Source organism: Rhizobium altiplani (assembly GCF_001542405.1).
Classification (GTDB): Bacteria; Pseudomonadota; Alphaproteobacteria; order Rhizobiales; family Rhizobiaceae; genus Rhizobium; species Rhizobium altiplani.
In genome coordinates this window covers 57,471-82,290 of record NZ_LNCD01000051.1, presented here as the reverse complement: position 1 = coordinate 82,290, position 24,820 = coordinate 57,471, and the positions used below count along the sequence as shown (strand labels likewise).

23 protein-coding genes and 2 tRNA genes are annotated in these 24,820 nt (G+C 59.5%); 1 reads left to right on the top strand and 24 read right to left on the bottom strand.

Going from position 1 to position 24,820, the window contains the following annotated elements:
• Window positions 1-14 precede the first annotated feature (14 nt).
• The 24 genes from AS026_RS11000 to AS026_RS10885 form a co-directional block, all read right to left on the bottom strand.
• A complete protein-coding gene (locus tag AS026_RS11000) occupies window positions 15-1,322 on the bottom strand; it encodes a lipoprotein-releasing ABC transporter permease subunit (RefSeq protein WP_025659958.1) in 1,308 nt (435 codons plus the stop codon).
• 16 nt (window positions 1,323-1,338) lie between these two features.
• Window positions 1,339-2,661 (bottom strand): proline--tRNA ligase, encoded by a 1,323-nt coding sequence (proS, locus tag AS026_RS10995; RefSeq protein ID WP_025659957.1) that lies wholly within the window; start codon window positions 2,659-2,661, stop codon window positions 1,339-1,341.
• A gap of 574 nt (window positions 2,662-3,235) precedes the next feature.
• A complete protein-coding gene (locus AS026_RS10990) occupies window positions 3,236-3,517 on the bottom strand; it encodes a DUF1467 family protein (RefSeq protein ID WP_018857042.1) in 282 nt (93 codons plus the stop codon).
• A gap of 125 nt (window positions 3,518-3,642) precedes the next feature.
• Window positions 3,643-4,047 carry a methylmalonyl-CoA epimerase gene (gene mce / locus AS026_RS10985; RefSeq protein ID WP_018857043.1) on the bottom strand — a complete coding sequence of 135 codons (405 nt, stop codon included), beginning with the start codon at window positions 4,045-4,047 and terminating at the stop codon, window positions 3,643-3,645.
• Window positions 4,048-4,050: 3 nt separating this feature from the next.
• A complete protein-coding gene (locus AS026_RS10980; protein WP_025659956.1) occupies window positions 4,051-5,721 on the bottom strand; it encodes a ribonuclease J in 1,671 nt (556 codons plus the stop codon).
• Between the two features lie 17 nt (window positions 5,722-5,738).
• Window positions 5,739-6,503, bottom strand: coding sequence for a biotin--[acetyl-CoA-carboxylase] ligase (locus AS026_RS10975; RefSeq protein WP_062369643.1), 765 nt, complete (start codon window positions 6,501-6,503; stop codon window positions 5,739-5,741).
• On the bottom strand, window positions 6,503-7,948 hold the full coding sequence (gene nuoN, locus AS026_RS10970; protein WP_018857046.1) for an NADH-quinone oxidoreductase subunit NuoN: 1,446 nt from the start codon (window positions 7,946-7,948) through the stop codon (window positions 6,503-6,505). Before nuoN ends, AS026_RS10975 begins: the two co-directional genes overlap by 1 nt.
• A gap of 18 nt (window positions 7,949-7,966) precedes the next feature.
• Entirely contained in the window at window positions 7,967-9,478 is a 1,512-nt protein-coding gene (locus AS026_RS10965) for an NADH-quinone oxidoreductase subunit M (RefSeq protein WP_025659954.1), read from the bottom strand.
• Complete coding sequence (nuoL, locus tag AS026_RS10960; protein WP_025659953.1) at window positions 9,478-11,478, bottom strand: NADH-quinone oxidoreductase subunit L; 2,001 nt, start codon at window positions 11,476-11,478, stop codon at window positions 9,478-9,480. Before nuoL ends, AS026_RS10965 begins: the two co-directional genes overlap by 1 nt.
• Before the next feature lie 7 nt (window positions 11,479-11,485).
• The gene (gene nuoK / locus AS026_RS10955; RefSeq protein WP_007531803.1) at window positions 11,486-11,794 is read right to left on the bottom strand and encodes an NADH-quinone oxidoreductase subunit NuoK; all 309 of its coding nucleotides are present in this window, start codon (window positions 11,792-11,794) and stop codon (window positions 11,486-11,488) included.
• A 29-nt stretch (window positions 11,795-11,823) separates the two neighbouring features.
• Window positions 11,824-12,438: an NADH-quinone oxidoreductase subunit J gene (locus tag AS026_RS10950; protein ID WP_062369642.1), complete on the bottom strand. Its 615-nt coding sequence runs from the start codon at window positions 12,436-12,438 to the stop codon at window positions 11,824-11,826.
• 141 nt (window positions 12,439-12,579) lie between these two features.
• Window positions 12,580-13,071: an NADH-quinone oxidoreductase subunit NuoI gene (gene nuoI / locus AS026_RS10945; protein WP_007789671.1), complete on the bottom strand. Its 492-nt coding sequence runs from the start codon at window positions 13,069-13,071 to the stop codon at window positions 12,580-12,582.
• Between the two features lie 40 nt (window positions 13,072-13,111).
• Window positions 13,112-14,155: an NADH-quinone oxidoreductase subunit NuoH gene (gene nuoH / locus AS026_RS10940; protein ID WP_018857050.1), complete on the bottom strand. Its 1,044-nt coding sequence runs from the start codon at window positions 14,153-14,155 to the stop codon at window positions 13,112-13,114.
• Between the two features lie 12 nt (window positions 14,156-14,167).
• The gene (gene nuoG / locus AS026_RS10935; RefSeq protein ID WP_062369641.1) at window positions 14,168-16,249 is read right to left on the bottom strand and encodes an NADH-quinone oxidoreductase subunit NuoG; all 2,082 of its coding nucleotides are present in this window, start codon (window positions 16,247-16,249) and stop codon (window positions 14,168-14,170) included.
• A gap of 219 nt (window positions 16,250-16,468) precedes the next feature.
• Window positions 16,469-17,092: a hypothetical protein gene (locus AS026_RS10930; RefSeq protein WP_062369640.1), complete on the bottom strand. Its 624-nt coding sequence runs from the start codon at window positions 17,090-17,092 to the stop codon at window positions 16,469-16,471.
• Window positions 17,093-17,096: 4 nt separating this feature from the next.
• Entirely contained in the window at window positions 17,097-18,401 is a 1,305-nt protein-coding gene (nuoF, locus tag AS026_RS10925; RefSeq protein WP_025659950.1) for an NADH-quinone oxidoreductase subunit NuoF, read from the bottom strand.
• Window positions 18,402-18,411: 10 nt separating this feature from the next.
• Window positions 18,412-19,548 (bottom strand): NADH-quinone oxidoreductase subunit E, encoded by a 1,137-nt coding sequence (locus AS026_RS10920; protein WP_025659949.1) that lies wholly within the window; start codon window positions 19,546-19,548, stop codon window positions 18,412-18,414.
• Window positions 19,549-19,564: 16 nt separating this feature from the next.
• Window positions 19,565-19,837: a hypothetical protein gene (locus tag AS026_RS10915; RefSeq protein WP_025659948.1), complete on the bottom strand. Its 273-nt coding sequence runs from the start codon at window positions 19,835-19,837 to the stop codon at window positions 19,565-19,567.
• Window positions 19,837-21,027 (bottom strand): NADH-quinone oxidoreductase subunit D, encoded by a 1,191-nt coding sequence (locus AS026_RS10910; RefSeq protein WP_025659947.1) that lies wholly within the window; start codon window positions 21,025-21,027, stop codon window positions 19,837-19,839. Before AS026_RS10910 ends, AS026_RS10915 begins: the two co-directional genes overlap by 1 nt.
• A gap of 73 nt (window positions 21,028-21,100) precedes the next feature.
• Window positions 21,101-21,703, bottom strand: coding sequence for an NADH-quinone oxidoreductase subunit C (locus AS026_RS10905; RefSeq protein ID WP_025659946.1), 603 nt, complete (start codon window positions 21,701-21,703; stop codon window positions 21,101-21,103).
• Window positions 21,704-21,718: 15 nt separating this feature from the next.
• Window positions 21,719-22,303, bottom strand: a complete 585-nt coding sequence (locus tag AS026_RS10900; RefSeq protein WP_018857058.1) for a NuoB/complex I 20 kDa subunit family protein — start codon at window positions 22,301-22,303, stop codon at window positions 21,719-21,721.
• Window positions 22,294-22,659: an NADH-quinone oxidoreductase subunit A gene (locus AS026_RS10895; RefSeq protein ID WP_018857059.1), complete on the bottom strand. Its 366-nt coding sequence runs from the start codon at window positions 22,657-22,659 to the stop codon at window positions 22,294-22,296. The genes AS026_RS10900 and AS026_RS10895 overlap by 10 nt, the downstream gene beginning before the upstream one ends.
• A 318-nt stretch (window positions 22,660-22,977) precedes the next feature.
• A tRNA-Asp gene (locus AS026_RS10890) sits at window positions 22,978-23,054 on the bottom strand.
• Window positions 23,055-23,106: 52 nt separating this feature from the next.
• Window positions 23,107-23,183: transfer RNA gene (locus tag AS026_RS10885), tRNA-Asp, on the bottom strand.
• A 544-nt stretch (window positions 23,184-23,727) separates the two neighbouring features.
• Here AS026_RS10885 and AS026_RS10880 point away from each other — a divergent pair.
• Window positions 23,728-24,774: a GGDEF domain-containing protein gene (locus AS026_RS10880; RefSeq protein ID WP_025659945.1), complete on the top strand. Its 1,047-nt coding sequence runs from the start codon at window positions 23,728-23,730 to the stop codon at window positions 24,772-24,774.
• The last annotated feature ends 46 nt before the right edge of the window (window positions 24,775-24,820 follow it).

Sequence of the window (24,820 nt, the reverse complement as noted above, 5' to 3'; positions counted from 1 at the left end):
GAAGAGAGCATTCCTTATTCGTAGCGCAGGGCCTGCACGGGATCGAGCTTGGAGGCTCGCCATGCCGGGAAGATGGTGGCGAGGAAGGACAGGGTCAGCGCCATGATCACAACGGAAAGCGTCTCTCTCATACTCATTTCCGCAGGCAGTTGGCTGAGGAAGTAGAGTTGCGGGTCGAACAGCACCGTGCCGGAGACCCAGGAAAAGAACTCGCGGATTTTCTCGATATTGATACAGACAACGACGCCGAGCAGGACACCGGCTATCGTGCCGACGACACCGATCGCCGCACCCGTCATGAAGAAGATGCGCATGATCGCGCCAGAGCTCGCGCCCATCGTTCGCAGGATCGCGATGTCGCTGCCCTTGTCCTTCACCAGCATGATGAGGCCGGAAATGATGTTCAGCGCCGCAACGAGGACGATGAGCGTCAAGATCATGAACATCACGTTCCGCTCAACCTCGAGCGCCGAGAAGAAGGTCTGGTTGCGTTGGCGCCAGTCGGTAATCGCGATTTGGCGGCCGGCCGCGGCCTCGACCTTCGGCCGCATATTGTCAATGTCGTCAGGATTATCGACGAAAAGCTCGATGGATTGGACCAGGCCCTCGGCATTGAAATAGAGCTGCGCTTCCTCAAGCGGCATGTAGATGATCGTCGCGTCGTATTCCGACATGCCGATCTCGAAAATGCCGGAGACCTTGTAGGACTTCACCCGCGGATTGACGCCCATCGGTGTGACGTCACCTTCCGGTGATATCAGCGTAATGTTGTCGCCTGCCTGGAGGCCGAGTTGGGCAGCCATGCCCGAACCGATCAACACGCCCTGCCCGGCGGCAAAACCGACCAGATCACCGGACTTGATATTACCGGAGACGGTCTTCACTTTTTCCAGGTCTTCAGGTCGGATGCCGCGTACCAGCGCGCCCGTGCCCGCACCGCCCTGACCTGAGGCCAATGTCTGGCCCTCGACCAGCGGCAGCGCAATCTTAATGCCCGGCACGCCGGCAAGCTTGTCGGTCAACGCCGGATAGTCCGTGAACGGAGTATCGACGGGCTGAACGATCATGTGACCGTTGATGCCGAGAATGCGGGAGATCAACTCCGTGCGGAAGCCGTTCATGACAGCCATGACGATGATCAGCGTCGCAACGCCAAGCATGATGCCGATGAAGGAGAAACCGGCGATCACCGAAATGAACGCCTCCTTGCGGCGGGCGCGCAGATAGCGCCACGCCACAAGCCGTTCGAAGGCGGAAAATGGCCGGCTGGCCGGCGCCGAGCCGGATTTAGAACCCTGCTGGCTCACCGCTACATCTGCCATCCTGCCTCCCGCCTTCTTAGCCCAAGAGCTTGTTGATCGCCGCGTCGATGGTCATCGTTTCGCGGGCGCCCGTTTTGCGGTCCTTCACTTCGACTTCGCCGCTCGCGACCGCACGCGGGCCGGCAATGATCTGCAGCGGAACACCGATCAGGTCGGCGGTCGCAAATTTCGTTCCGGCGCGATCGTCCGTATCATCGTAGAGGACGTCCTTGCCGGCATTCGAGAGCGCCGCATAGATCTTCTCGCAGGCTGCATCGCACGCCGCATCACCGGCCTTCATGTTGATCACGACCGCATCAAACGGCGCTACCGACGCCGGCCAGATGATTCCGTTCTCATCATGCGATGCTTCGATGATGGCGGGAACAAGGCGGGTCGGGCCAATCCCGTAGGAACCCATGTGGACCGTATGTTCCTTGCCATCAGGACCCTGCACCTTCGCGCCCATCGGCTCGGAATACTTCGTGCCGAAGTAGAAGATATGACCCACTTCAATGCCACGCGCGGAGAGACGGTCGCCTTCCGGAACCGCGTTGAACGCCGCTTCGTCGTGCATCTCCGATGTGGCGGCATAAAGCGACGTCCACTTGTCGAAAACAGCCTTCAGGCCCTCGACGCTGTCGAAGTCGGTGCCTTCAGCCGGGATATCGAAGTTCACGAAGTCCTTGTGGCAGAACACTTCGGATTCGCCGGTGTCGGCCAGGATGATGAATTCGTGGCTGAGATTGCCACCGATCGGACCAGTGTCTGCACGCATCGGGATCGCACGCAGGCCGAGGCGATCGAACGTCCGCAGATAGGCGGTGAACATCTTGTTGTAGGAATGCTCCGCACCTTCGCGCGTCAGATCGAAGGAATAGGCGTCCTTCATCATGAATTCACGCGAGCGCATGGTACCGAAGCGCGGGCGGATCTCGTCGCGGAACTTCAGCTGGATGTGATACAGGTTGAGCGGCAGGCTCTTGTAGGACTTCACGTAGGACCGGAAGATATCCGTGACCATTTCCTCGTTCGTCGGGCCGTACAGCATCGGGCGATCCTGGCGGTCCGTGATGCGCAGCATCTCCTTGCCATAGGCGTCGTAGCGACCGCTTTCCTGCCAGAGCTCGGCAGACTGCAGCGTCGGCATCGACAGTTCGATCGCGCCGGCGCGATTCTGCTCCTCGCGGATGATGTTGTTGACCTTGTCGAGAACGCGCTTGCCGAGGGGCAGCCAGGAATAGATGCCCTGCGACTGCTGCCGGATCATGCCGGCGCGCAGCATCAGCCGATGAGAGACGATTTCCGCCTCCTTGGGATTTTCCTTCAGGATGGGCATGAAATAGCGAGACAGGCGCATGGCGAATTCCAGAACTGTTGAGACACCGCATGTCGCGGAATCGAAGGCGGATCACAAATATTGGCAGCGTTCATAGCTGCTTCGCGAAAGGAAAGAAACCCGCCACGGGCTGAAGCGGTCTGCCGTTAAAGCAAGTTCACACCCGCGAAGCAGACAAAGTAAGAAAAAGGCGAAATTATAATGGTTTGTACGATATTCTTATGAACGGAAAAAATTTGCTGGAGTGTAGCAAAAATGCAAAAAAACCTGATGACAAAGCCCATTCTTTGAGCTAGCTTTAGCCCACAAAACAGGCAGGGAGCTAAATTCCTGCCGATTTCGCGGTCAAGTCTTGGGAGGATCAGATCTTAGGCGCGCTCGTCGCAGCCCCGGCAACGGATAAGGATCACGCGATACTTAAAACAAGGCTTTCAGCCTTGTTTTTTTTTGGCTTTTCTCAACCACGTTCTGCCATCCGAGCCCTCGCTGCCGTTGCGTGAGGCCTCGCCTGCCGTTACGGCAACTCCATGCCGCAACTTCATGACATGTGTGTGACAGCGAATATCTGTATCCGCCCAAAAACTGGGCAAACGCCCTAAACGTTTGAGAACGATGGGCCAATCTGCGGCAGGGCGTCGAAACCCCAACCGAAGTAATTCGAAGCGATATACCAGAGCCCGTAGATGACAGCCGAGATGATCGTCGTCATCGAAAAGACGAATACCGGCCGAAACCGGCTCGGGGCGCTGTGTACGGTCCCCAACACGATATCGTTATCTTCCGCTTGCGTGCGCAGGCCAATCGGGAGGACGGCAAAGAGCGTGATCCACCAGACGATAAAGTAGACGGCAAAGCCCTGTAGAAATATCTGCAGCATCTGAATTGTCCCGCTAGGCTCTCTGCGACTGCGGTGCTTATAAGCCGAAATGTCCGTTAACTCAAAGCCGGTTCGGACCCCAATGACGGTTTTTGCCGCGTCTCGGTCACTCTGCCGCAGCCCGCTCAGACCTGCTCCAGCTCGATCAGGGTGCCGAAAAAATCCTTCGGATGCAGAAAGAGCACCGGCTTTCCATGGGCGCCGATCTTCGGCTCACCATTGCCGAGCACTCTCGCACCACCTTGCACCAGTTGGTCGCGAGCGGCGAGGATGTCGGCAACCTCGTAGCAGATATGGTGCATTCCTCCAGATGGGTTCTTCTCCAGGAAAGCAGCGATCGGCGAGTCCGCTCCCAGCGGCTCCAGCAGTTCGACCTTGGTATTCGGCAGCTCCACGAAGACGACTGTGACGCCGTGCTCCGGCAGAGCCTGCGGGGCAGAGACAGTTGCGCCGAGCGTGCCCCGGTAGGCGGCAGTTGCGGCCGCAAGGTCCGGAACGGCGATGGCGACATGGTTGACCCGGCCGAGCATGGGTCAGACCTTCGTAACAAAGACCGTGACCACAGGCTTTTTGCCCCAGGTCTGGTTTGCGGTTGCGCGGATCGCACGGCGGACCGACTCCTGCAGCAGGTCGAGATCCTTCCGGCGTGCCCGCGGTATGCTCTCGATGGCACCGACAGCAGCGTCGTAAAGCGTATCTTCCATATCGTCGCCCTCGTCGTCGTAGACAGGCAGACCGATCGCAACGAGGTCCGGATCGCCGACGATATCGTAGCGGCTGTCGATCACGACGTTGACGGCAACGTGGCCGACATAGGAGAGCTTCTTGCGCTCGCCAATGCCCATCTCGTCGAAATCCCCGATGAGCGAGCCGTCCTTGTAGATACGGCCGTGCGGCGCCTCGTCGATAACCTCGACTGGTCCTGGTGCCAGACGAAGAATGTCGCCGTTGCGCACGCGCGGCACGATCGAGATGCCGGATTGCTCCGCCAGTTCCTTGTGCGCCGTCAGGTGCGTCGCCTCGCCGTGCACCGGCACGACGATCTTCGGCCGCGTCAGCTCATACATCTTCTGCAGCTCGTTGCGGCGCGGATGTCCGGAAACGTGAACAAGGGCTTCGTTGTCGGTGATGACATGGACACCCTGCTCGATGAGGCCGTTCTTGATGTCCTGGATCGCCTTCTCGTTGCCCGGGATGGCGCGGGAGGAAAATACGACGATATCGCCTGCTGCAAGCGCGACGTTGCGCATCTCGTCACGCGACAGCTTCGCAAGGGCCGCGCGTGGCTCACCCTGGCTACCGGTCAGAATGACGACAACCTTGTCGCGTGGGACGTAACCGTATTCCTCCTCGGAAATGAACGGCTTGATGCCCTCCATCAGGCCGATATCGCGGGAAACGTCGACCACGCGCTTGAGCGAACTGCCGAGCAGTAGTACCTCGCGGCCCTCAGCCTCGGCCGCCTCGGCGACCGTTCGGATACGGCCGACGTTCGATGAGAACGTCGTCACCGCAACGCGGCCCTCGGCGTTCTCGATGATCTTGCGCAGGCTCTCGGAGACGTCCTTCTCGGATGGCGATACACCATCCCGCAGGGCATTCGTGGAATCGCACATCAACGCCAGAACGCCTTCATCGCCAAGCTGGCGAAAACGGGTCTCGTCCGTCAGCGGACCGAGCGACGGCTCATGGTCGATCTTCCAGTCGCCGGTATGGATCACATTGCCGAGCGGCGTGCGGATCACCAGCGACATCGGCTCGGGAATGGAGTGGTTGACCGCCACGCCTTCGACGCTGAAGGGGCCGGCATTGACGGTGTCGCCCGCCGTAAACAATGTCACCGGGATCTCCCCGATGGCCGACTTTTCAAAGTTGCGCTTCGCCTCGAGCAGGCCAGCCGTAAAGGCAGAGGCATAGACCGGCACATTGAGACCGGGCCATAGATCGGCGAGCGCGCCGTAGTGGTCCTCATGCGCATGCGTGATGAAGATCGCCTTCAGGCTCTTGCGCTCGGTGGCGAGATAACGAATGTCCGGCAGCACAAGATCGACACCTGGCAGATCGGGCCCCGGGAAGGTAACGCCGCAGTCAACCATGATCCACTGGCGGTGGGTCGGTGGGCCGTAGCCGTAGAGGGCGAGATTCATTCCGATCTCGCCAACGCCACCCAACGGCAGAAATACCAATTCGTCCTGCTTCGCCATATTATTCTTTTTTCCAATCAACCAAAGAAGACGTCGCCGGCGGCAATCGTCATCATCCTGCCTGCGCCAATATCGAGCATCAACAGGCCATTATCATCAATTCCGGCGAAGTGGCCGGAAATCGACCGGTCCGGCAGGTTCACCGTTATCTTTTCGCCAATGCCGCAGGCGACCTGGCGCCAGCGTTCCGTGATTTCGCGCACGCCGCGGCCCCGATCCCATGCTTCCAGGACTTCGGCCATCGATACAAAAAGATGGGCGAAAACCTCTTCGGGGGAAGCAGAGCTCCCTTGCTCACGCAGGCAGGTCACCGGATAGAGCGGGTTATCAGGCATGAATGCGACGTTGATACCGATGCCTATGACGAGCGCATGGCGTCCCTCCGACAGGGCTTCGCCTTCCAAGAGAATGCCACAAGTCTTCTTGCGTCCGATCAGGATATCGTTCGGCCACTTCACTTCCAGCGGCTCGGCCGTATGCGGGAGCACACGGCGAACCGCCCGATGCACGGCGACGGCAATTGCCAACGGCAGCGAGCCGAGGCGCTCCATGGGCGCCGGATCGATGAGAAGAAGCGAGGCGTAGAGATTGCCCCGCTCTGAAACCCAGGGGCGTCCCCGGCGGCCACGGCCGCCGGTCTGTTTTTCCGCCGTGATCCATAGGTGACCGCGGTCCCCTGCCCGCGCACGGGCAAGGCATTCACTGTTCGTGGACGATGTCTCCGGCAGAGCCTCGTGCCTGAAATCGTCGAGCGATATCCGGCGCCGTGCCTCAGAGTTCATCAAAAGAGTGTCGCAGCTGCAAGCTCGGCCGCACCGCCAATCGGACCGCCGATGATGACATAGGCGAGAACGAAGAGGCCGGAGAGACCAAAGACAAGACGGAGCGAGCCCGAAACGCGAGCGAACTCGCCCGTGGCTTCATCGAACCACATCAGCTTGATGACGCGCAGGTAGTAGTAAGCGCCGACAACCGATGCAAGAACGCCGATGATCGCAAGAGCGTAGAGCTTCGCCTCGATCGCAGCGACAAACACGAAGTACTTCGCGAAGAAGCCTGCGAGCGGAGGAATGCCTGCCAGCGAGAACATCAGGATGGTCAGTACCGTCGCCATGAACGGATTGGTGGTCGACAGGCCAGCCAAGTCGTTGACTTCCTCGACAACCGTGCCGTCCTTGCGGCGCATCGACATGATGATCGCAAAGCTGCCGAGCGTCATGACCATGTAGATGACCATGTACAGCATGACGCCCGAGACGCCGGTCTGATTTCCTGCAGCAAGGCCAACCAATGCGTAACCCATGTGACCGATCGACGAATAGGCCATCAGTCGCTTGATGTTCCGCTGACCGATTGCGGCGAAGGAGCCGAGCAGCATGGAAGCGATCGAAATGAAGACCACGACCTGCTGCCAGTCAGCCACGACCGGCTGGAAGGCAGTGATTACAATGCGGGTCAACATCGCCATTGCCGCGACCTTGGGAGCGCTGGCAAGGAAAGCGGTGACCGGGGTCGGAGCGCCTTCGTAAACGTCCGGCGTCCACATATGGAATGGAACAGCGGAGATCTTGAAGGCGATACCGGCCAGGATGAACACGAGGCCGAAGACGAGGCCAAGCGAACGAGCACCTTCGACAGTCAGGGCCTGAGCGATTGCAGCGAATTGCGTGTGACCGGTGAAGCCGTAGACCAGCGACATGCCGTAGAGCAGCATGCCCGAGGACAGCGCGCCGAGCACGAAGTACTTCAGGCCGGCTTCAGTAGACTTGACGCTGTCGCGGTTGATCGCAGCGACGACATAGATTGCCAGCGACTGCAGTTCGAGGCCGAGATAAAGCGAGATGAGATCGTTGGCCGATATCATCAGCAGAATGCCCAGTGTGCAGAGCACGAGCAGCACCGGAAACTCGAACTTGTCGAGCTGATTTTCCTTGGCAAGCCCCAGCGACATGAAGAGCGCCGTGATCGATCCGACCAGCGCGGTGATCTTCATGAAGCGGCCGAAGCCATCCGACAGGAAGACGCCGCCATAGGCAACGCCTTCGCTCGGAAGGAAGATCAGCCAGAGCGCAGCAGCGGCCAGCACGATTATCGCGAGAACGCTGACCATACGGCCGGAGCGCTCTCCCGAGAAGACGCCGATCATCAGCAACGCCAAGGCGCCGACCGCGAGGATCAGCTCCGGTATGGAAAGATGCAGGCTTGCGAGAATAGTTTCAGAGGTCATGTCCCAAAAGTCCCGTCATCATTTCATCGACAGCGCAACGTCCTGCGCTGCCTGGACTGCGGCCGTGTAGCTATGGATCAGCTGGTCAACCGATGCAGCGGTCACATCGAAGACCGGAGCCGGATAGACGCCGAAGAAGATGGTCAGTGCGATCAGCGGATAGAGAACCAGCTGTTCACGCCGAGAGAGGTCGAGCAGCGCCTTGAGCTTTTCCTTCTCCAGCGCGCCGAAGATGACCCGGCGATAGAGCCAGAGCGCATAGGCGGCGGAGAGGATAACGCCCGTCGCGGCGAAGAGTGCGACCCAGGTGTTGACGCGGAAGACGCCGATCAGGGTCAGGAATTCGCCGACGAAGCCCGAGGTGCCCGGCAGGCCGACGTTCGCCATCGTGAAGACCATCATCGCAACAGCGTATTTCGGCATGTTGTTGACCAGGCCGCCATAGGCCGCAATCTCGCGGGTATGGGTTCGGTCGTAAATCACACCGACGCAAAGGAAGAGAGCGCCGGAGACGATGCCGTGCGACAGCATCTGGAAGATCGAGCCCTGCAAACCCTGCGCGTTGGCCGCAAAGATACCCATTGTCACGTAACCCATGTGGGCGACCGACGAATAGGCAATCAGCTTCTTCATGTCGTCCTGCATCAGCGCCACCAGCGAGGTGTAGATGATCGCAATGACCGACAATGCGAAGACGAGCGGTGCGAAGAACTCGGAGGCAACCGGGAACATCCCGAGCGAGAAGCGGATCAGGCCGTAACCGCCGAGCTTCAGAAGCACCCCAGCCAGGATGACCGAGCCTGCAGTCGGCGCCTGAACGTGCGCGTCGGGAAGCCAGGTGTGAACCGGCCACATCGGCATCTTCACCGCGAAAGACGCGAAGAAGGCAAGCCAGAGCCAGGTCTGCATCTGCGGCGGGAACTTATAGGCGAGCAGCGCCGGAATATCCGTCGTGCCGGCCTGCCAGTACATCGCCATGATGGCGAGCAGCATCAGAACGGAGCCGAGCAGCGTGTAGAGGAAGAACTTGTAGCTGGCGTAGACGCGATCCTTGCCACCCCAAACGCCAATGATGAGGAACATCGGGATGAGGCCGGCTTCGAAGAACACGTAGAAGAGAACGATATCCAGCGAAACGAAGACGCCGACCATCATCACTTCCAGGATCAGGAAGGCGATCATGTAGTCCTTGAGGCGCTTCTCGATCGACAGCCAGCTCGCCAGCACGCAGAAAGGCATGAGGAAGGTCGTCAGGATCACGAAAAGCATCGAGATCCCGTCAACGCCGAGATGATAGCTGATGCCGGTGCCGAGCCAGTTGTGCTTCTCGACCATCTGGAAACCGGGGTTCGCATTGTCGAAGCCGATCCAGATGAGGAGTGAAAGGACAAAAGTCACGACCGTCGTGATCAGCGAAATGTTGAGCACGTTGCGGCGGCCACTCGGACCGTTTTCATTCATCAGCAGCAGGAGCACCACGCCGACGAGCGGCAGGAAGGTGACCGTTGAAAGAATAGGCCAATCGGTCATCAGAAGGAACTCCCGAGCATCATCCAGGTAACGAGCGCTGCTACGCCGATCAGCATGGCGAACGCGTAGTGATAGAGGTAGCCCGTCTGCAGACGGACGACGCGGTTGGTGACATCGACGACGCGCGCGGCGACGCCATCCGGGCCGTAGGCGTCGATGACGCCGACGTCACCCTTCTTCCACAGGAAGCGGCCAAGGGCCTTGGCGCTGCGCACGAAGAGGAAGTCGTAGAGCTCGTCGAAGTACCACTTGTTCAGGAGGAACTGGTACAGGACGCGATGCTGCTGAGCGAGAACGCGCGGCGTCGATGGCGACTTGATGTACATGTACCAGGCGGTGACGAAGCCAACGAGCATGGCGATGAACGGGCTGAGACCAACCCACGCCGGAACGTGATGGAATTCTTCCAGCAGTTCGTTGTGCGCGGAGGTGAAAAGCGCGCCCTTCCAGAACTCAGCATACTCCTCGCCATAGAAGCGGCCCTCGAAAAGGACGCCTGCGAGAACCGCACCGGCTGCAAGAATATAGAGCGGCACGAGCATGACCTGGGGAGATTCATGCACGTGGTGCATTACCTCGTGCGAGGCGCGCGGCTGACCAAAGAAAGTCAGGAATGCCAGACGCCAGGAATAGAAGCTCGTGAATAGCGCAGCGATGACCAGGAGCGTGAAGGCGAAGCCTGCGACCGGTGAATGCGACGCGTAGGCTGCTTCAATGATGACGTCCTTCGAGAAGAAGCCGGCAAAACCGAACGGCGTGAACGGAATGCCGACGCCGGTCAGTGCCAGTGTGCCGATCGTCATCATCCAGAAGGTTACCGGAATGTGCTTCCGCAGGCCACCCATGTAACGCATGTCCTGCTCACCATCGACGGCGTGGATCACCGAGCCGGCGCCAAGGAACAGCAGAGCCTTGAAGAAGGCGTGCGTGAAGAGGTGGAAGATGGCCGCGCCATAAGCACCGACGCCGAGCGCAACGAACATGTAGCCGAGCTGCGAGCAGGTCGAGTAAGCGATGACACGCTTGATGTCATTCTGCACGAGGCCAACGGTTGCCGCAAAGAAGGCCGTGATCGCACCGATCGTCGTTACAAAGACGAGCGCATCTGGCGAAAGCTCAAACAGCGGCGACATGCGGGCGACGAGGAAGACGCCTGCGGTAACCATGGTCGCAGCATGGATGAGCGCCGACACCGGTGTCGGGCCTTCCATGGCATCCGGCAGCCAGGTGTGCAGCAGGAACTGTGCCGACTTACCCATCGCGCCCATGAAGAGCAGCAGGCAGGCACCGGTCAGTGCGTGGGCCTTGTCGAGGTGCATGCCGAAGAGGTTGAGAACGACCTCTCCGCCCTCACCGCCGGCTTCGCTCGGGGCAAAGCTCGCAGCGTTCGCAAAGATGGTGTCGAGATTGATCGCGCCAAAGAGCACGAACAGGCTCGCAATGCCGAGGATGAAGCCGAAGTCGCCGACGCGGTTGACGACGAACGCCTTGATCGCAGCGGCGTTTGCCGACGGCTTCTTGAACCAGAAGCCAATGAGCAGATAGGACGCCAGACCAACGCCTTCCCAGCCAAAGAACATCTGGGCCAGGTTGTCGGCTGTCACCAGCATCAGCATGGCGAAGGTGAAGAGCGAGAGATAGGCGAAGAAACGCGGACGATGCGGATCATGATGCATGTATCCGATCGAATAGACGTGCACTAGCGTCGAGACCGTGTTGACGACGATCAGCATCACCGACGTCAGCGTATCGACGCGCAGCGACCAGGACACATCGATGCCGCCGGACTGAATCCAGCGCAGCACTTCGACCTTGATCGGGCCGCCTTCGTGGTGGCCCATGCCGATGGTCACGAAGACATACCACGACAGCACCGCAGCGATGATCATCAGGCCGCAGGTAACGTATTCCGATGCCTTGGCGCCGATCGCGCGGCCGAAGAGGCCTGCGATGATCGCGCCAATCAGGGGAAGAAAGACGATAGCCTTATATAAAAACATAGCCTTATCAGCCCTTCATCATATTGACGTCTTCAACGCCGATCGAGCCGCGGTTGCGGTAGAAGACGACGAGAATTGCAAGACCGATAGCGGCTTCAGCCGCAGCAACGGTCAGAATGAACAATGCGAAAACCTGGCCGACGATGTCGTTCAGGAACGACGAGAAGGCGACCATGTTGATGTTGACCGCAAGCAGAATGAGCTCGATCGACATCAGGATAACGATGATGTTCTTCCGGTTCAGGAAGATACCGAAGACGCCGAGCGTGAAGAGGATGGCGCTGACCGTCAGGTAATGGGAAAGTCCGATGACCATTGTATTTGTTCCTTAAGCTCGCGCCTGCTTCAAACGCCCTGTCCCGGCGTCACCTTGACCACCTCGACGGCGGTCTTAGGATTGCGGGCAACCTGATTGGCGATATTCTGTCGCTTGATGTTCTGGCGATGCTTGAGCGTCAGCACGATCGCACCGATCATTGCGACGAGCAGCACCAGACCAGCGATCTGGAAGAAGTAGACGTAATTCGTATAGAGCACGTCGCCGAGTGCGGCGGTGTTGGTGCGCTCTGTCAGCGCCGGGATCGGCATTGCCACCGACTTGGCGATTTCCGGCGAGATCACACTGCCACCCACAACGACGATCAGCTCAGCCGCAAGGATCAGGCCGATGATCGCGCCGATCGGCGCATATTCGAGAACGCCCGCGCGCAACTCCGTGAAGTCGATGTCGAGCATCATGACCACGAAGAGGAAGAGAACGGCCACGGCGCCGACGTAAACGACGAGCAGGATCATCGCCAGGAATTCGGCGCCCAGCAGCAGGAAGAGGCCGGCCGCATTGAAGAAAACCAGGATCAGGAAGAGAACCGAATGAACCGGATTCTTCGACCAGATGACCATGAACGCCGACGCTACCGCGACAAAGGCGAAAAGATAGAAAAATAGAGCCTGCAGACCCATGTTGGTGCCTTTTTCATCTTCCCCCGGGCAGCCGGGAGTTTCCCTGCCCGATGAAGCTTCGCGCGGAATTCGCCGGCAAAGCCTCGGTGCATGTTGACCGGAAGCCGCGTGACGGGCGGCACTCCGGCATTTCAATTTCGATCAACGGTACGGTGCATCCAGCGCGATGTTGCGCGCGATTTCGCGCTCCCACCGGTCGCCGTTCTCCAAAAGCCGCGCCTTGTCGAAGTAAAGTTCTTCGCGGGTTTCCGTTGCAAATTCGAAATTCGGACCTTCGACGATCGCATCGACCGGGCATGCCTCCTGGCAGAAGCCGCAGTAGATGCACTTCACCATGTCGATGTCGTAACGAACTGTGCGGCGCGTGCCATCGTTGCGGCGGGGGCCGGCTTCGATGGTAATCGCCTGGGCAGGACAGATCGCCTCGCAGAGCTTGCAGGCGATGCAGCGCTCTTCGCCGTTGGGATAACGACGCAATGCGTGTTCACCGCGGAAGCGCGGACTGACCGGTCCCTTCTCGAACGGGTAATTGATCGTTGCCTTCTGCTTAAAAATGTACCGGAAGGTCAGCCAGAACGCACTGACGAATTCCTTCAGGAACAGCGAGCTGACCGCGTTGGACAAGCCTGCCATCATCAACCTCCAATATTGCTTGAAACGAGGGCCGGCACGATCATGCCCAACCCGTCAGCTTCAGCACGAATGCAACGATAACGACCATGGCAAGCGACAGCGGAAGAAAGACCTTCCAGCCGAGGCGCATCAGTTGGTCGTAGCGATAGCGCGGGACAAATGCCTTCACCATCGCAAACATGAAGAACACCAGGCACGACTTCAGCGTAAACCAGATGACACCTGGGACCCAGTTCAGGAACCATACGTCGACTGGCGGCAGCCAGCCCCCGAGGAACAGGATCGTAGTCAACGAGCACATCAGAACGATGGCCGCATATTCGCCGAGCATGAACATCATGTAGAGCGAGGAACCGTATTCGACCATGAAGCCGGCGACGAGTTCCGATTCCGCTTCGGGAAGATCGAAAGGTGGGCGGTTCGTTTCGGCAAGCGCGGAAATGAAGAAGACGATGAACATCGGGAACAGCGCCAGCCAATGCCAGTCGAGGAACGACGCCGGGAGACCCAGGCGCGTGCCGAGGCCGGTCTGCTGTGCATGGACGATATCCGTCAGGTTCAGCGAACCTACGCAGAGCAGAACGGTGACGATAACGAAGCCGATGGAGACCTCGTAGGAAACCATCTGTGCCGCGGAGCGGAGTGCGCCAAGGAACGGGTACTTCGAGTTGGAGGCCCAACCGCCCATGATGATGCCGTACACTTCAAGCGATGAAATCGCGAAGATGTAGAGGATGCCAACGTTGATGTTGGCGATGACCCAGCCATCCGCCAGCGGCACGACGGCCCAGGTCGAGAGCGCCAGCAGCACGGTCACGAGCGGCGCCAGCAGGAAGACTGCCTTGTTGGCGCCAGCCGGGATGACCGGCTCCTTGAAGACGAACTTCAAAAGATCCGCGAAGGACTGGAAAAGGCCCCACGGACCCACCACATTCGGACCACGACGGAGCTGCACTGCTGCCCAGACCTTGCGGTCTGCCAACAGGATGTAGGCGATGAAGACGAGCAGGCAGACCAGGAGAAGAAGCGACTGACCGACCATGAGAAGGCCGGGCAAGACATAAGTTGAAACAAACGAATCCATAGTCCCCTGCCCTTACTCTGCCGCGACTTTGAAGTTGTTGCGGGCCAATGCCGAGCACTCGGCCATCACTGCCGAAGCGCGCGCGATCGGGTTCGTCAAATAGAAGTCTTTGACCGGCGACGCAAACCCGGATTTATTCATCTTGCCGGCTTTTTTCGCTACTGCGGCAATTTTGGCGCTGTCGCTTTCGGCGATCTCGTCAAGCGCTGCGAAATGCGGGAAGGCCGCATAGAGCCTTGCGCGCAGTTCGCTAAGCGAATCAAACGGAAGCTTCTTACCGAGCACGTCGGAAAGCGCACGCAGGATCGCCCAGTCTTCGCGGGCGTCGCCCGGTGCGAAGCCAGCGCGATTGCCCATCTGGACGCGACCCTCGGTGTTGACCCAAGTGCCGGACTTTTCGGTGTAGGCAGCGGCTGGCAGAATGACGTCGGCATTGTGGGCGCCGTTGTCGCCGTGCGAGCCGATGTAAACAGTCAGCTTTGCCTTCTTGGCCGTGAAATCAAGCTCATCGGCGCCAAGCAGGAAGAGAACGTCCATCGACGACAGCATTTCTGCAGCTTTGACGCCCTTTGCGCCCGGAACGAAGCCGAGATCGAGGCCTCCGACGCGCGATGCCGCGGTGTGAAGCACGGCAAAGCCGTTCCAGCCTTCGACGACCGCGCCCACCGTGCCGGCAAGCTTTGCGGCCGTTACAAGAACGCCAGCACCATCGGTGCGCGACAGTGCGCCCTGGCCGATGAGGATCATCGGCTTCTTGGCATCCGTCAGAACCTTCGCGAAAGCGTGGTTGCCGTCGGCGAGGTCCTTCAGCGTATCCGGGCCAGCGCCGAGATATTCGTAGTCGTAGCGCAGTTCGCCAGCTTCACCGATCACGCCGATCGGGAAGTTGCCGCGACGCCAGCGCTTGCGAATGCGAGCGTTGAGAACGGCAGCTTCGAAGCGCGGGTTCGCGCCGATGATCAGCAGGGCGTCGGCCTGTTCAATGCCTTCGATCGTCGGATTGAAGATGTAGCTTGCGCGGCCAAGCGACGGATCAAGTGCCGTCCCATCCTGGCGACAGTCGAGGTTCTCGGAACCGAGCGACTTCACGAGTTCCGACAGAGCGTACATTTCTTCGACGGATGCGAGGTCGCCGGCAATCGCGCCGATCTTCTCACCGCTGGTTGCGGCAACGGCAGCCTTGATCGCGCCAAAGGCTTCGCCCCAAGTCGCAGGCTGTAGCCGGCCATCCTTGCGAACGTATGGGCGGTCGATACGCTGCGTCTTCAGGCCATCCCAAATGTAGCGGCTCTTGTCGGAGATCCACTCTTCATTGATCTGGTCGTTGACGCGCGGCAGCACGCGCATGACTTCACGGCCACGCGTATCGACGCGGATCGCAGAACCGAGGGCGTCCATGACGTCGATCGATTCGGTCTTGTTCAGCTCCCACGGACGGGCCGTGAAGGCGAAGGGCTTGGAGGTCAGCGCGCCGACCGGGCAGAGGTCAACGACGTTGCCCTGCAGCTCGGAGGTCATTGCCTGCTCGAGATAGGTGGTGATTTCGGCGTCCTCGCCGCGACCGATCAGGCCGAGTTCGGAGATGCCGGCAACTTCGGTCGTGAAGCGAACGCAGCGCGTGCAGTGAATGCAGCGATTCATGACCGTCTTGACGAGCGGTCCGATATACTTGTCTTCGACGGCGCGCTTGTCTTCCTGATAGCGTGAGCTGTCGATGCCGAAGGCCATGGCCTGGTCCTGGAGGTCGCATTCGCCGCCCTGGTCGCAGATCGGGCAATCGAGCGGATGGTTGATCAGCAGGAATTCCATCACGCCTTCGCGGGCCTTCTTGACCATCGGCGTGTTGGTGAAGACTTCCGGAAGTTCGCCATTCGGGCCGCCGCGGATATCGCGCACGCCCATGGCGCAAGATGCCTGCGGCTTCGGCGGACCACCCTTCACCTCAACGAGGCACATGCGGCAGTTGCCGGCGACCGAAAGGCGCTCATGGAAGCAGAAGCGCGGAACTTCAGCACCGGCTTCCTCACACGCCTGAATGAGGGTGTAATGATCCGGAACTTCGATCTCGTTGCCGTCAATCTTCAGTTTTGCCATCGTCACTCAGTCCTGTTTTCCGTTTGCCGGATGGCGGCAAACAAACCCACTTTGCAACAGTTTCGCTGCCAGGCCGGATTCTTATCCCGTTGGCATCGGTGTCGCTCAAATTCTCCGCTAATCCCGAGACCCGGGATCAGCCTCCGGCCTCAATAGTGTCAGGCCCCTGCCCTTCACTCTTCAGCCTTGACCTTGCTCCGGCCTCGTCGGCCGATAAATTCACTTCCGCTTTCGTCCCTTGGCGACCAGCGCCTTGGCCTGATCCACCCAGCCGTCACGAGCGATCCGCCCGTCAAAGCCAAGCTCTGCGTCGATCCGCCCCGCGTCCTCGTCCAACCAGCCGGCGATGACGGCAAAGGAACGAATACCCTTGCTATTCAACACCTGCTCGATCTTCGGGCCGATGCCGGAAATCTGCTTCAGATCGTCAGCCTTACGAGCGCGCGAAGCGGACTTGGCCGCGGGCTTTGCGACCGGCTCTGCTGGAACGACAGAAAGCTTGACCTTCTCTGCAGCTTTCCTGGCAGGCGCCGGACGAACGTTCTCCGGCCGGATCTCGACCTGCGGCTTACCTTCGTCGGGCGGCGTTTCGTCGAGAACTGCTGCAAGCTTGCTCGTTGCATCGAGCGCCCCCTGCAGCGCGCCGAAGAAAGCGCCCGCCATCTGCGTCGAAAAGCCGAAGCCGATCATCGTGGCGGCCGCCATTGCCGCAGCTGGGTTGAGCATCACAGGCGGCACCGGAAGCGCGCGTGCGTTCTCCAGCATCTCGGCAGCAAGACGGCCGAAGTCGGCCGAGAAATCAGCCGCTCCTTCCTTGCCTGTGCTGTCGGACGCCTTCGTCATCAGCTTACTCTGCCGCCTCGAGAACCGCACCATGATCCAGCGCGCTTGCGGTATACTGGTCGATGCGCGCTTCGATCTCATGACGGAAGTTGCGGATCAGACCCTGCACCGGCCATGCGGCCGCATCTCCGAGCGCACAGATGGTGTGGCCCTCGATCTGCTTGGTGACCTGGAACAGCATGTCGATTTCGCGCTTTTGGGCATTGCCCTTGGCCATGCGCTCCATCACGCGCCACATCCAGCCGGTGCCTTCGCGGCACGGCGTGCACTGGCCGCAGCTCTCGTGCTTGAAGAAGGCCGAAATGCGGGCGATGGCCTTGATGACGTCGGTGGACTTGTCCATGACGATCGCGGCCGCGGTGCCGAAGGACGAGCCCACAGCGCGCAGACCGTCGAAATCCATCGGGCAATCGATGATGTCCTTGGCCGGAACGATCGGGCACGATGCGCCGCCGGGAATGACAGCCAGAAGGTTATCCCAACCGCCGCGGATGCCGCCGGCATGGCGATCGACCAGCTCACGGAACGTGATGCCCATTTCTTCTTCGACCGTGCACGGCTTGTTGACGTGGCCCGAGAGCATGAACAGCTTGGTGCCGACGTTGTTCGGACGACCGATCGACGAAAACCAGCCAGCGCCACGACGCAGGATGGTCGGAGCAACGGCGATCGACTCGACGTTGTTGACCGTCGTCGGGCAACCGTAGAGACCCATGTTTGCCGGGAACGGCGGCTTCAGGCGCGGCTGACCCTTCTTGCCTTCCAGGCTTTCGAGCAGCGCGGTTTCTTCGCCGCAGATGTAGGCGCCGGCGCCGTGATGGACGAAGATGTCCATGTCCCAGCCCAACTTGTTGTTCTTGCCGAGCAGGCCGTAGTCATAGCACTCGTCAATGGCGGCCTGCAGCGCTTCACGCTCGCGGATGTATTCGCCGCGCACGTAGATGTAGGCAGCGTTCGCACCCATGGCGAAACTCGCGATAACGCAGCCTTCGATCAGCGTATGCGGATCGTGGCGCATGATGTCGCGGTCCTTGCAGGTGCCCGGCTCCGACTCGTCGGCATTGACGACGAGATAGTGCGGACGACCATCCGATTCCTTCGGCATGAAGGACCACTTGAGACCGGTCGGGAAGCCTGCGCCGCCACGACCGCGAAGACCGGAGGCCTTCATCTCGTTGATGATCCAGTCGCGACCCTTTTCGAGGATCTGCTTGGTGCCGTCCCAGTGGCCGCGTGCCATCGCGCCCTTCAGGGATTTGTCCTTGAGGCCGTAGATGTTGGTAAAGATGCGATCCTTATCTTGTAACATGCTTCACCCCTTACCGCGGCTTCTTACCGAAGACTTTAATGTATTCGGCTTCGCCGCCCTTGGCGAGCGCCTTGGCCTGCTTGACCCAGTCGTCGCGCTCGATGCGGCCCTTGAAATTCAGGTATCCGTCGACCCATTCGCGCTCAGCCTTCTTCCAGCCCGCGACCTGCGCGAAGGTGAAGATGCCGATCTCATGCAGTGTCGCCTCGATCTTCGGGCCGACGCCGGAGATCAACTTCAGATCGTCAGGCGTCGCGGGCTTCTCGATGCCCGCCGGGCGGTTCTTGTCGCTGAGGGAGGGCTTGCCAATAGCAGCGGCCTGTGCGGCCGTCGCCGGCGCCGGCTGCTCTTCGACAGCCTTGACGTTCTTTGCGGCCGCCTTCGGCGCGGTGGCCGGCGTCTTCAGCGCAGCATTGGTCTCGGCGTCAGCGCTCTTTGCACGTGCGGCCTCAGACGGGGGAACCGGGGCTGCGTCAACGGTTGCCGTCACGGCATCCTCGACAGCCTTCTTGGCGGAAACCCTCTTGGCCTTCGGCTCGTCGGCTACGAGCGTCGTCGGACCACCCTCGGGGGAGGAGAAGTGACGATCAATCTGCGGGCCGGGCGTGATGCTGGCGCCATTGCCGGCTTCGAAGGTATCAATGATCTCTTCGAGACGTTCCGGCGTCAGGTCCTCATAAGTATCCTTGCCGATCATCACCATGGGCGCGTTGACGCAGGCCCCGAGACATTCGACTTCTTCCCAAGAGAGCGTGCCTTCAGCGTTACGCTCGAAGGGGTGATGATGGATCTTGCTCTTGCAAACGGCCATCAGGCTTTCCGAACCGCGCAGCATGCAAGGCGTCGTGCCGCACACCTGGATGTGGGCGCGGGTGCCGACCGGGTTCAGCTGGAACTGCGTGTAGAAAGTCGCAACTTCGAGAACTCGGATATAGGCCATGTCGAGCATGTCGGCGACCTTTTCGATCGCGGCGCGGGTGACCCAACCATCCTGTTCCTGCGCCCGCATCAACAGCGGGATGACCGCGGATTGCTGACGGCCTGCGGGATATTTCTTGATCGTCTTTTCCGCCCAAACCGCGTTCTCGTCATTGAAGGCGAACGCGGCAGGCTGGAATTGATCTTCGGCTAATCGACGAACGGACATTCTTCCTCACGCCTTGTCAGTTTAGGGTCCCACACTGCGATGCCGTCAGAGACTTCATCTCGCAAGCGTAGGCCGACTGGTCTTTTTGCAAAAACACAACGAACTTGCCGCCGTTCGGAACGGCAGCCTTGATTTCATAGCCCTTGGACAAAAGCTCGCCCATGGAGGCTTTTGCTGCCGGCGGCTGCACCTCGCTCTGGCCCAGCTTTGGACCCATTCCCCCAACCTCCTGGGCGAAAGCCCCGGAGGCAGTGAAAAGAGCGATGGTGGCAAGCGGCAGCAGCTTCATTAGCGGTCCACCTCGCCGAACACGATGTCGAGCGAGCCGAGCACGGCCGTCACGTCAGCGAGCATGTGACCCTTGCAGAGGAAGTCCATCGCCTGCAGGTGGGCGTAGCCCGGTGCACGGATCTTGCAGCGGTACGGCTTGTTGCTGCCATCGGCGACGACGTAGACGCCAAATTCGCCCTTCGGCGCTTCGACGGCCGCGTACACTTCGCCGGCCGGCACGTGATAGCCTTCGGTGTAAAGCTTGAAGTGATGGATGAGCGCTTCCATCGAACGCTTCATCTCGCCGCGCTTCGGCGGCACGACCTTACCGTCGATCGACGAAACAGGGCCGGTCTTGGCGCTGCCCATCAGGCGCTCGACGCACTGCTTCATGATGCGAACCGACTGGCGCATCTCGATCATGCGGATCAGGTAGCGGTCGTAGCAGTCGCCGTTCTTGCCGATCGGAATGTCGAATTCGAGATCGGAATAGCATTCGTAAGGCTGCGAGCGGCGCAGGTCCCAGGCGGCGCCGGAACCGCGAACCATCACACCCGAGAAGCCCCACGACCAGGCATCCGCCAGCGATACGACGCCGATATCGACGTTACGCTGCTTGAAGATGCGGTTGTCAGTCAACAGGCCTTCGATATCGTCGAGGATCTTCAGGAACGGATCGCACCACTTGCCGATATCCTCGACAAGCTCCGGCGGGAGATCCTGATGAACGCCGCCCGGACGAAAATAGGCCGAGTGCATACGGGCGCCACAGGCGCGCTCATAAAACACCATCAGCTTTTCGCGTTCTTCGAAGCCCCAGACCGGCGGCGTCATCGCGCCAACGTCCATGGCCTGCGTCGTCACGTTCATTATGTGAGACAAGATTCGGCCAATTTCGGAGTACAGAACTCGAATCAGCTGGCCGCGAATCGGAATTTCGAGCTTCAGCATCTTTTCGACGGCGAGCGCGAAAGCGTGTTCCTGATTCATCGGCGCGACGTAGTCGAGGCGATCGAAATAAGGGACGGCCTGCAGGTAGGTCTTCGTCTCGATCAGCTTCTCGGTGCCGCGGTGCAGCAGGCCGATGTGCGGATCGACGCGCTCGATGATTTCGCCATCGAGTTCGAGCACGAGACGCAGAACACCGTGCGCGGACGGGTGTTCCGGTCCGAAATTGATCGTAAAATTGCGAACGTTATGTTCAGTCATAGCGACGCGCTCCGCGCTGGCAATTGGCATGAGACGGCAAACAGAGAGGCTTCAAGAAATCCGAGCCTCATCTTCACTTCGCCGCCTTCTCGTCTCCCGGCAGCACATATTCGGTGCCTTCCCAAGGGGACATGAAGTCGAAATTGCGGAATTCCTGCTTCAGTTCGACGGGTTCGTAGACGACGCGCTTGGCGGCATCGTCATAACGCACTTCGACGTAGCCAGTCGTCGGGAAGTCCTTGCGCAGCGGATGGCCTTCAAAGCCGTAATCGGTGAGAAGACGGCGCAGGTCGGCATGGCCGGAGAACGGAATGCCGTACATGTCCCAGGCTTCACGCTCGAACCACTCGGCACCCTTGTAAACCGCGGTTGCCGACGGCACGGACTCGCCGTCAGCCACAGCAACCTTGATGCGGATGCGCAGGTTCTGCTTCGGCGACAGCAGGTGATAAACGACATCGAAACGCTTTTCGCGCTGCGGCCAGTCGACACCGCAGATATCGATCATGCTGATAAAGCCGCAACGTGCGTCGTCGCGCAGGAACGTCAGCAGCGCCAGAATCGTTTCCGGCGTAGCGGATACGTTCAGCTCGTCATAGCTGATGGATGCATCAAGAAAGAGATCGCCACGCATCTCGCGGAGATACGAGGACAGTTCGCTCAAGGCTTCACTCATGACAGTCCTCCGCCCTTAGCGCTCGATCGTTCCGGTTCGACGGATCTTCTTCTGCAGAAGCAACACCCCGTAGAGCAGCGCTTCCGCCGTGGGGGGACAGCCCGGCACGTAGATATCGACAGGAACGACACGGTCGCAGCCACGCACGACCGAATAGGAATAATGATAGTAGCCGCCGCCGTTTGCGCAGGAGCCCATCGAAATGACGTAACGCGGCTCGGGCATCTGGTCGTAGACCTTGCGGAGCGCAGGCGCCATCTTGTTGGTCAGCGTGCCGGCAACGATCATGACGTCGGACTGGCGCGGCGAAGCGCGCGGAGCAACACCGAAGCGCTCCATGTCGTAACGCGGACCGGAAACCTGCATCAGGCCTTCAACGGCGCAGCAGGCGAGACCGAACTGCATCCACATCAGCGAGCCAGTGCGGGCCCAGGTGATCAGGTCGCGGGTCGACGTAACGAGAAAGCCCTTGTCGGCCAACTCATCGTTGATTTCGCCGAAGAAGGCGCTGTCGCTGCCGATCGGCTTGCCCGTAGCGGGATCAATGATGCCTTTCGGGTGCGGCGCAACGAGCGCCTTATCGCTTGGGGCTACTCCCATTCCAGGGCTCCCTTTTTCCATTCATAGATAAAGCCGATGGTCAGCACGCCGAGGAAGACCATCATGGACCAGAAACCGAACCAACCGATCGCGCCGAAAGAAACGGCCCACGGGAACAGGAAGGCGACTTCGAGGTCGAAGATGATGAAGAGGATCGACACCAGATAGAAGCGGATATCGAACTTCATGCGAGCGTCGTCGAATGCGTTGAAGCCGCACTCGAAGGCCGAAAGCTTTTCCGAATCAGGCGCCTTGAAGGCAACGGCAAACGGCGCAATCAGAAGCGCCAGGCCGATCACAAGGGCGATAGCAATGAAGATAGCGATCGGAATATAGGAACTGAGCAGTCCAGTCATCAGGTTCTTCCCTGCTTGCGGCTGCGCCAGGCGGCGCAACTGGGCAATTGCCCGGCAAGCGAACGTGCGTTGCAACAGAGCCGTGGTTAGCGCAGCCAGCGCCACGGCGCAAGACTTTTAGAGCACCAATTCGACTGTCGAGGCGCGACATTATCAAGCAGATGCAATGATGTCGCGACAAATCCACACAAGTTGATTCAGCTGCATGCCAGCCCGTCGGATATTGCATGGCTAACGGCAAAGGACAAAGCCCGAGCAGAGAGAGAACAGCGAAATCGGCTATCACCGAGACGCAATATAGAGAGGAACAAGAGAGAATGGCGCGAGTGACGGGGCTCGAACCCGCGACCTCCGGCGTGACAGGCCGGCACTCTAACCGACTGAGCTACACCCGCGCATCATGGACAAAAAGATCGGATCAAGCACTATGCAGCGCCTTTCTTGAAATGGCGCGAGTGACGGGGCTCGAACCCGCGACCTCCGGCGTGACAGGCCGGCACTCTAACCGACTGAGCTACACCCGCATTCATTTCAAGCGATCCGGAAGCTTTCGCGTCCGTGTCAAAGCAACTTCGCCGCTTCGATGAGCGGCTAACTAAGGGGTTCGCATTTGAGTGTCAAGCAGCTTTGGAGACAAAACGATGACAGTCCGCGAATTGTTTTTAGCGAGCCAAGTTCTCCGAGAAAATTCAATGCAATATTAAAGACGTGCCTTTAGAGCCACGCGGAAATAACCACCTGTCCCTGACGCCTGCCCCGCCTGCCAGCGGTGTCTGGTTTACGCATTTGGCCGTGCCACCATGTTTCTCGCCCAAAGCCGGGGGCCGCAAACACTAATTTACCTCGTTTTAATTGAGCTCGGTAGATAACATTCCTCTAAGTTGCTTTGCCGCTTACGCATGATGCGCCAGCGGCGCTTTATCACCCCTGCCTCATGCCCTCGGCAAACCCGATGAAGGCCGCCGAGATTCACAGCATATCTTGCCTACCTCGACGAAAGTGCATCGGGGTCACCGCCCTAGGTGCAATTCGTTGACGATAACGCAGCGTCACGTCGGAGAGCATCTGGTGCAGCCTAACACATCTACGAATCTCGCCTTTCGCGTTGCAACGATTCTGCAGCAACTAGGCATCGAGGGCCTGCCAAGGAATTATGAGCTTGTATTCGAGGCGATGACCGGCAACGCGCCTGATCTCGCTCGCGAGATCAAGTCGCTCGGCGCGATAAAGACGCAGGAGGCCCTGGATCGACTTGGCCGCCGGTATCTGCCGCATCATTTCGAGGCCGGTCAGCTTGAAGCACGCTCGAGCCAAGTACAGCAAGAGCTGCAAAGCATCCTGTCCTTGCTCGACGAGGAGAAGTCGGCGCTCTCGCGCTACGGCAGTGTCATCAACCAGGCTGCGCGGATATTCGACAGTAACGATCTAAACGACAAGGGTGCCCTCACCCATTCGCTCCAATCGGTAAGTTCGGCAACGCACGCCCGCGCGGCACACAGCGCCATGCTCGCCTCGAAGGTTGTCGAAAAATCGCAGAAGCTCGAAGAGGTGCAGCGGGAGGCAGCCGCCGCGAACGCCGCAAGATTCACCGATGCCGTGACCGGATTGGGCAATCGCCGGGTATTCAACAAGGAGCTCGCGAGAATCTATGAGAAGGCAGGCCTGCCGGACCTGTGTGGAATCGCGTTTGCGGACATCGACAACTACGAGACAATTGCGAACATTCCGAATCTCATCGAGCCTGTTCTGAAGAAAACGGGGGAATTGATCCGCGCTGTGTTCGGCAAGGAGGATGTTGCCTGCCGATTCGACCGCGGCCGTTTCGGCTTCGTTTTCCGGACCGCCGACGAATCCGAGATCATGCGGCTTGTCGACCGGCTTCGCGATCGCTTGAAGGGAATTTCCGTTGCACACCCGGTAACTGGTAAACAGGCGGCGGTTCTGTCGCTGGCCGTGGGGATATGCATGTCCAAGCAGGCACGCACAGCCGATTCCTTGATGGCCTTTGCCGAACAGGCGCTTGGCATGGCGAAGGCATCGGGCGGAGACAGCGTTTCCGTGCACGGCGTGACCAATGTCGCGACTGTACCCAAGGATTGGCTGATCTATCGTTAGACTTTGCATCGAGACCAACGGTGTCGCACGTTGCTCGTCCGATAAA

What these genes read in the sequence shown, in the direction of transcription:
- nuoF (WP_025659950.1), bottom strand. Translation starts at nt 18,401, where the DNA reads ATGTTACAAGATAAGGATCGCATCTTTACCAACATCTACGGCCTCAAG.
- AS026_RS10930 (WP_062369640.1), bottom strand. Translation starts at nt 17,092, where the DNA reads ATGACGAAGGCGTCCGACAGCACAGGCAAGGAAGGAGCGGCTGATTTC.
- nuoK (WP_007531803.1), bottom strand. Translation starts at nt 11,794, where the DNA reads ATGGTCATCGGACTTTCCCATTACCTGACGGTCAGCGCCATCCTCTTC.
- nuoG (WP_062369641.1), bottom strand. Translation starts at nt 16,249, where the DNA reads ATGGCAAAACTGAAGATTGACGGCAACGAGATCGAAGTTCCGGATCAT.
- AS026_RS10920 (WP_025659949.1), bottom strand. Translation starts at nt 19,548, where the DNA reads ATGTCCGTTCGTCGATTAGCCGAAGATCAATTCCAGCCTGCCGCGTTC.
- AS026_RS10900 (WP_018857058.1), bottom strand. Translation starts at nt 22,303, where the DNA reads ATGGGAGTAGCCCCAAGCGATAAGGCGCTCGTTGCGCCGCACCCGAAA.
- AS026_RS10905 (WP_025659946.1), bottom strand. Translation starts at nt 21,703, where the DNA reads ATGAGTGAAGCCTTGAGCGAACTGTCCTCGTATCTCCGCGAGATGCGT.
- mce (WP_018857043.1), bottom strand. Translation starts at nt 4,047, where the DNA reads ATGCTCGGCCGGGTCAACCATGTCGCCATCGCCGTTCCGGACCTTGCG.
- nuoL (WP_025659953.1), bottom strand. Translation starts at nt 11,478, where the DNA reads ATGTTTTTATATAAGGCTATCGTCTTTCTTCCCCTGATTGGCGCGATC.
- AS026_RS10895 (WP_018857059.1), bottom strand. Translation starts at nt 22,659, where the DNA reads ATGACTGGACTGCTCAGTTCCTATATTCCGATCGCTATCTTCATTGCT.
- proS (WP_025659957.1), bottom strand. Translation starts at nt 2,661, where the DNA reads ATGCGCCTGTCTCGCTATTTCATGCCCATCCTGAAGGAAAATCCCAAG.
- nuoH (WP_018857050.1), bottom strand. Translation starts at nt 14,155, where the DNA reads ATGGATTCGTTTGTTTCAACTTATGTCTTGCCCGGCCTTCTCATGGTC.
- AS026_RS11000 (WP_025659958.1), bottom strand. Translation starts at nt 1,322, where the DNA reads ATGGCAGATGTAGCGGTGAGCCAGCAGGGTTCTAAATCCGGCTCGGCG.
- nuoI (WP_007789671.1), bottom strand. Translation starts at nt 13,071, where the DNA reads ATGGCAGGCTTGTCCAACGCGGTCAGCTCGCTGTTCCTGAAGGAATTC.
- AS026_RS10965 (WP_025659954.1), bottom strand. Translation starts at nt 9,478, where the DNA reads ATGACCGATTGGCCTATTCTTTCAACGGTCACCTTCCTGCCGCTCGTC.
- AS026_RS10915 (WP_025659948.1), bottom strand. Translation starts at nt 19,837, where the DNA reads ATGAAGCTGCTGCCGCTTGCCACCATCGCTCTTTTCACTGCCTCCGGG.
- AS026_RS10990 (WP_018857042.1), bottom strand. Translation starts at nt 3,517, where the DNA reads ATGCTGCAGATATTTCTACAGGGCTTTGCCGTCTACTTTATCGTCTGG.
- AS026_RS10975 (WP_062369643.1), bottom strand. Translation starts at nt 6,503, where the DNA reads ATGAACTCTGAGGCACGGCGCCGGATATCGCTCGACGATTTCAGGCAC.
- nuoN (WP_018857046.1), bottom strand. Translation starts at nt 7,948, where the DNA reads ATGACCTCTGAAACTATTCTCGCAAGCCTGCATCTTTCCATACCGGAG.
- AS026_RS10980 (WP_025659956.1), bottom strand. Translation starts at nt 5,721, where the DNA reads ATGGCGAAGCAGGACGAATTGGTATTTCTGCCGTTGGGTGGCGTTGGC.
- AS026_RS10950 (WP_062369642.1), bottom strand. Translation starts at nt 12,438, where the DNA reads ATGGGTCTGCAGGCTCTATTTTTCTATCTTTTCGCCTTTGTCGCGGTA.
- AS026_RS10910 (WP_025659947.1), bottom strand. Translation starts at nt 21,027, where the DNA reads ATGACTGAACATAACGTTCGCAATTTTACGATCAATTTCGGACCGGAA.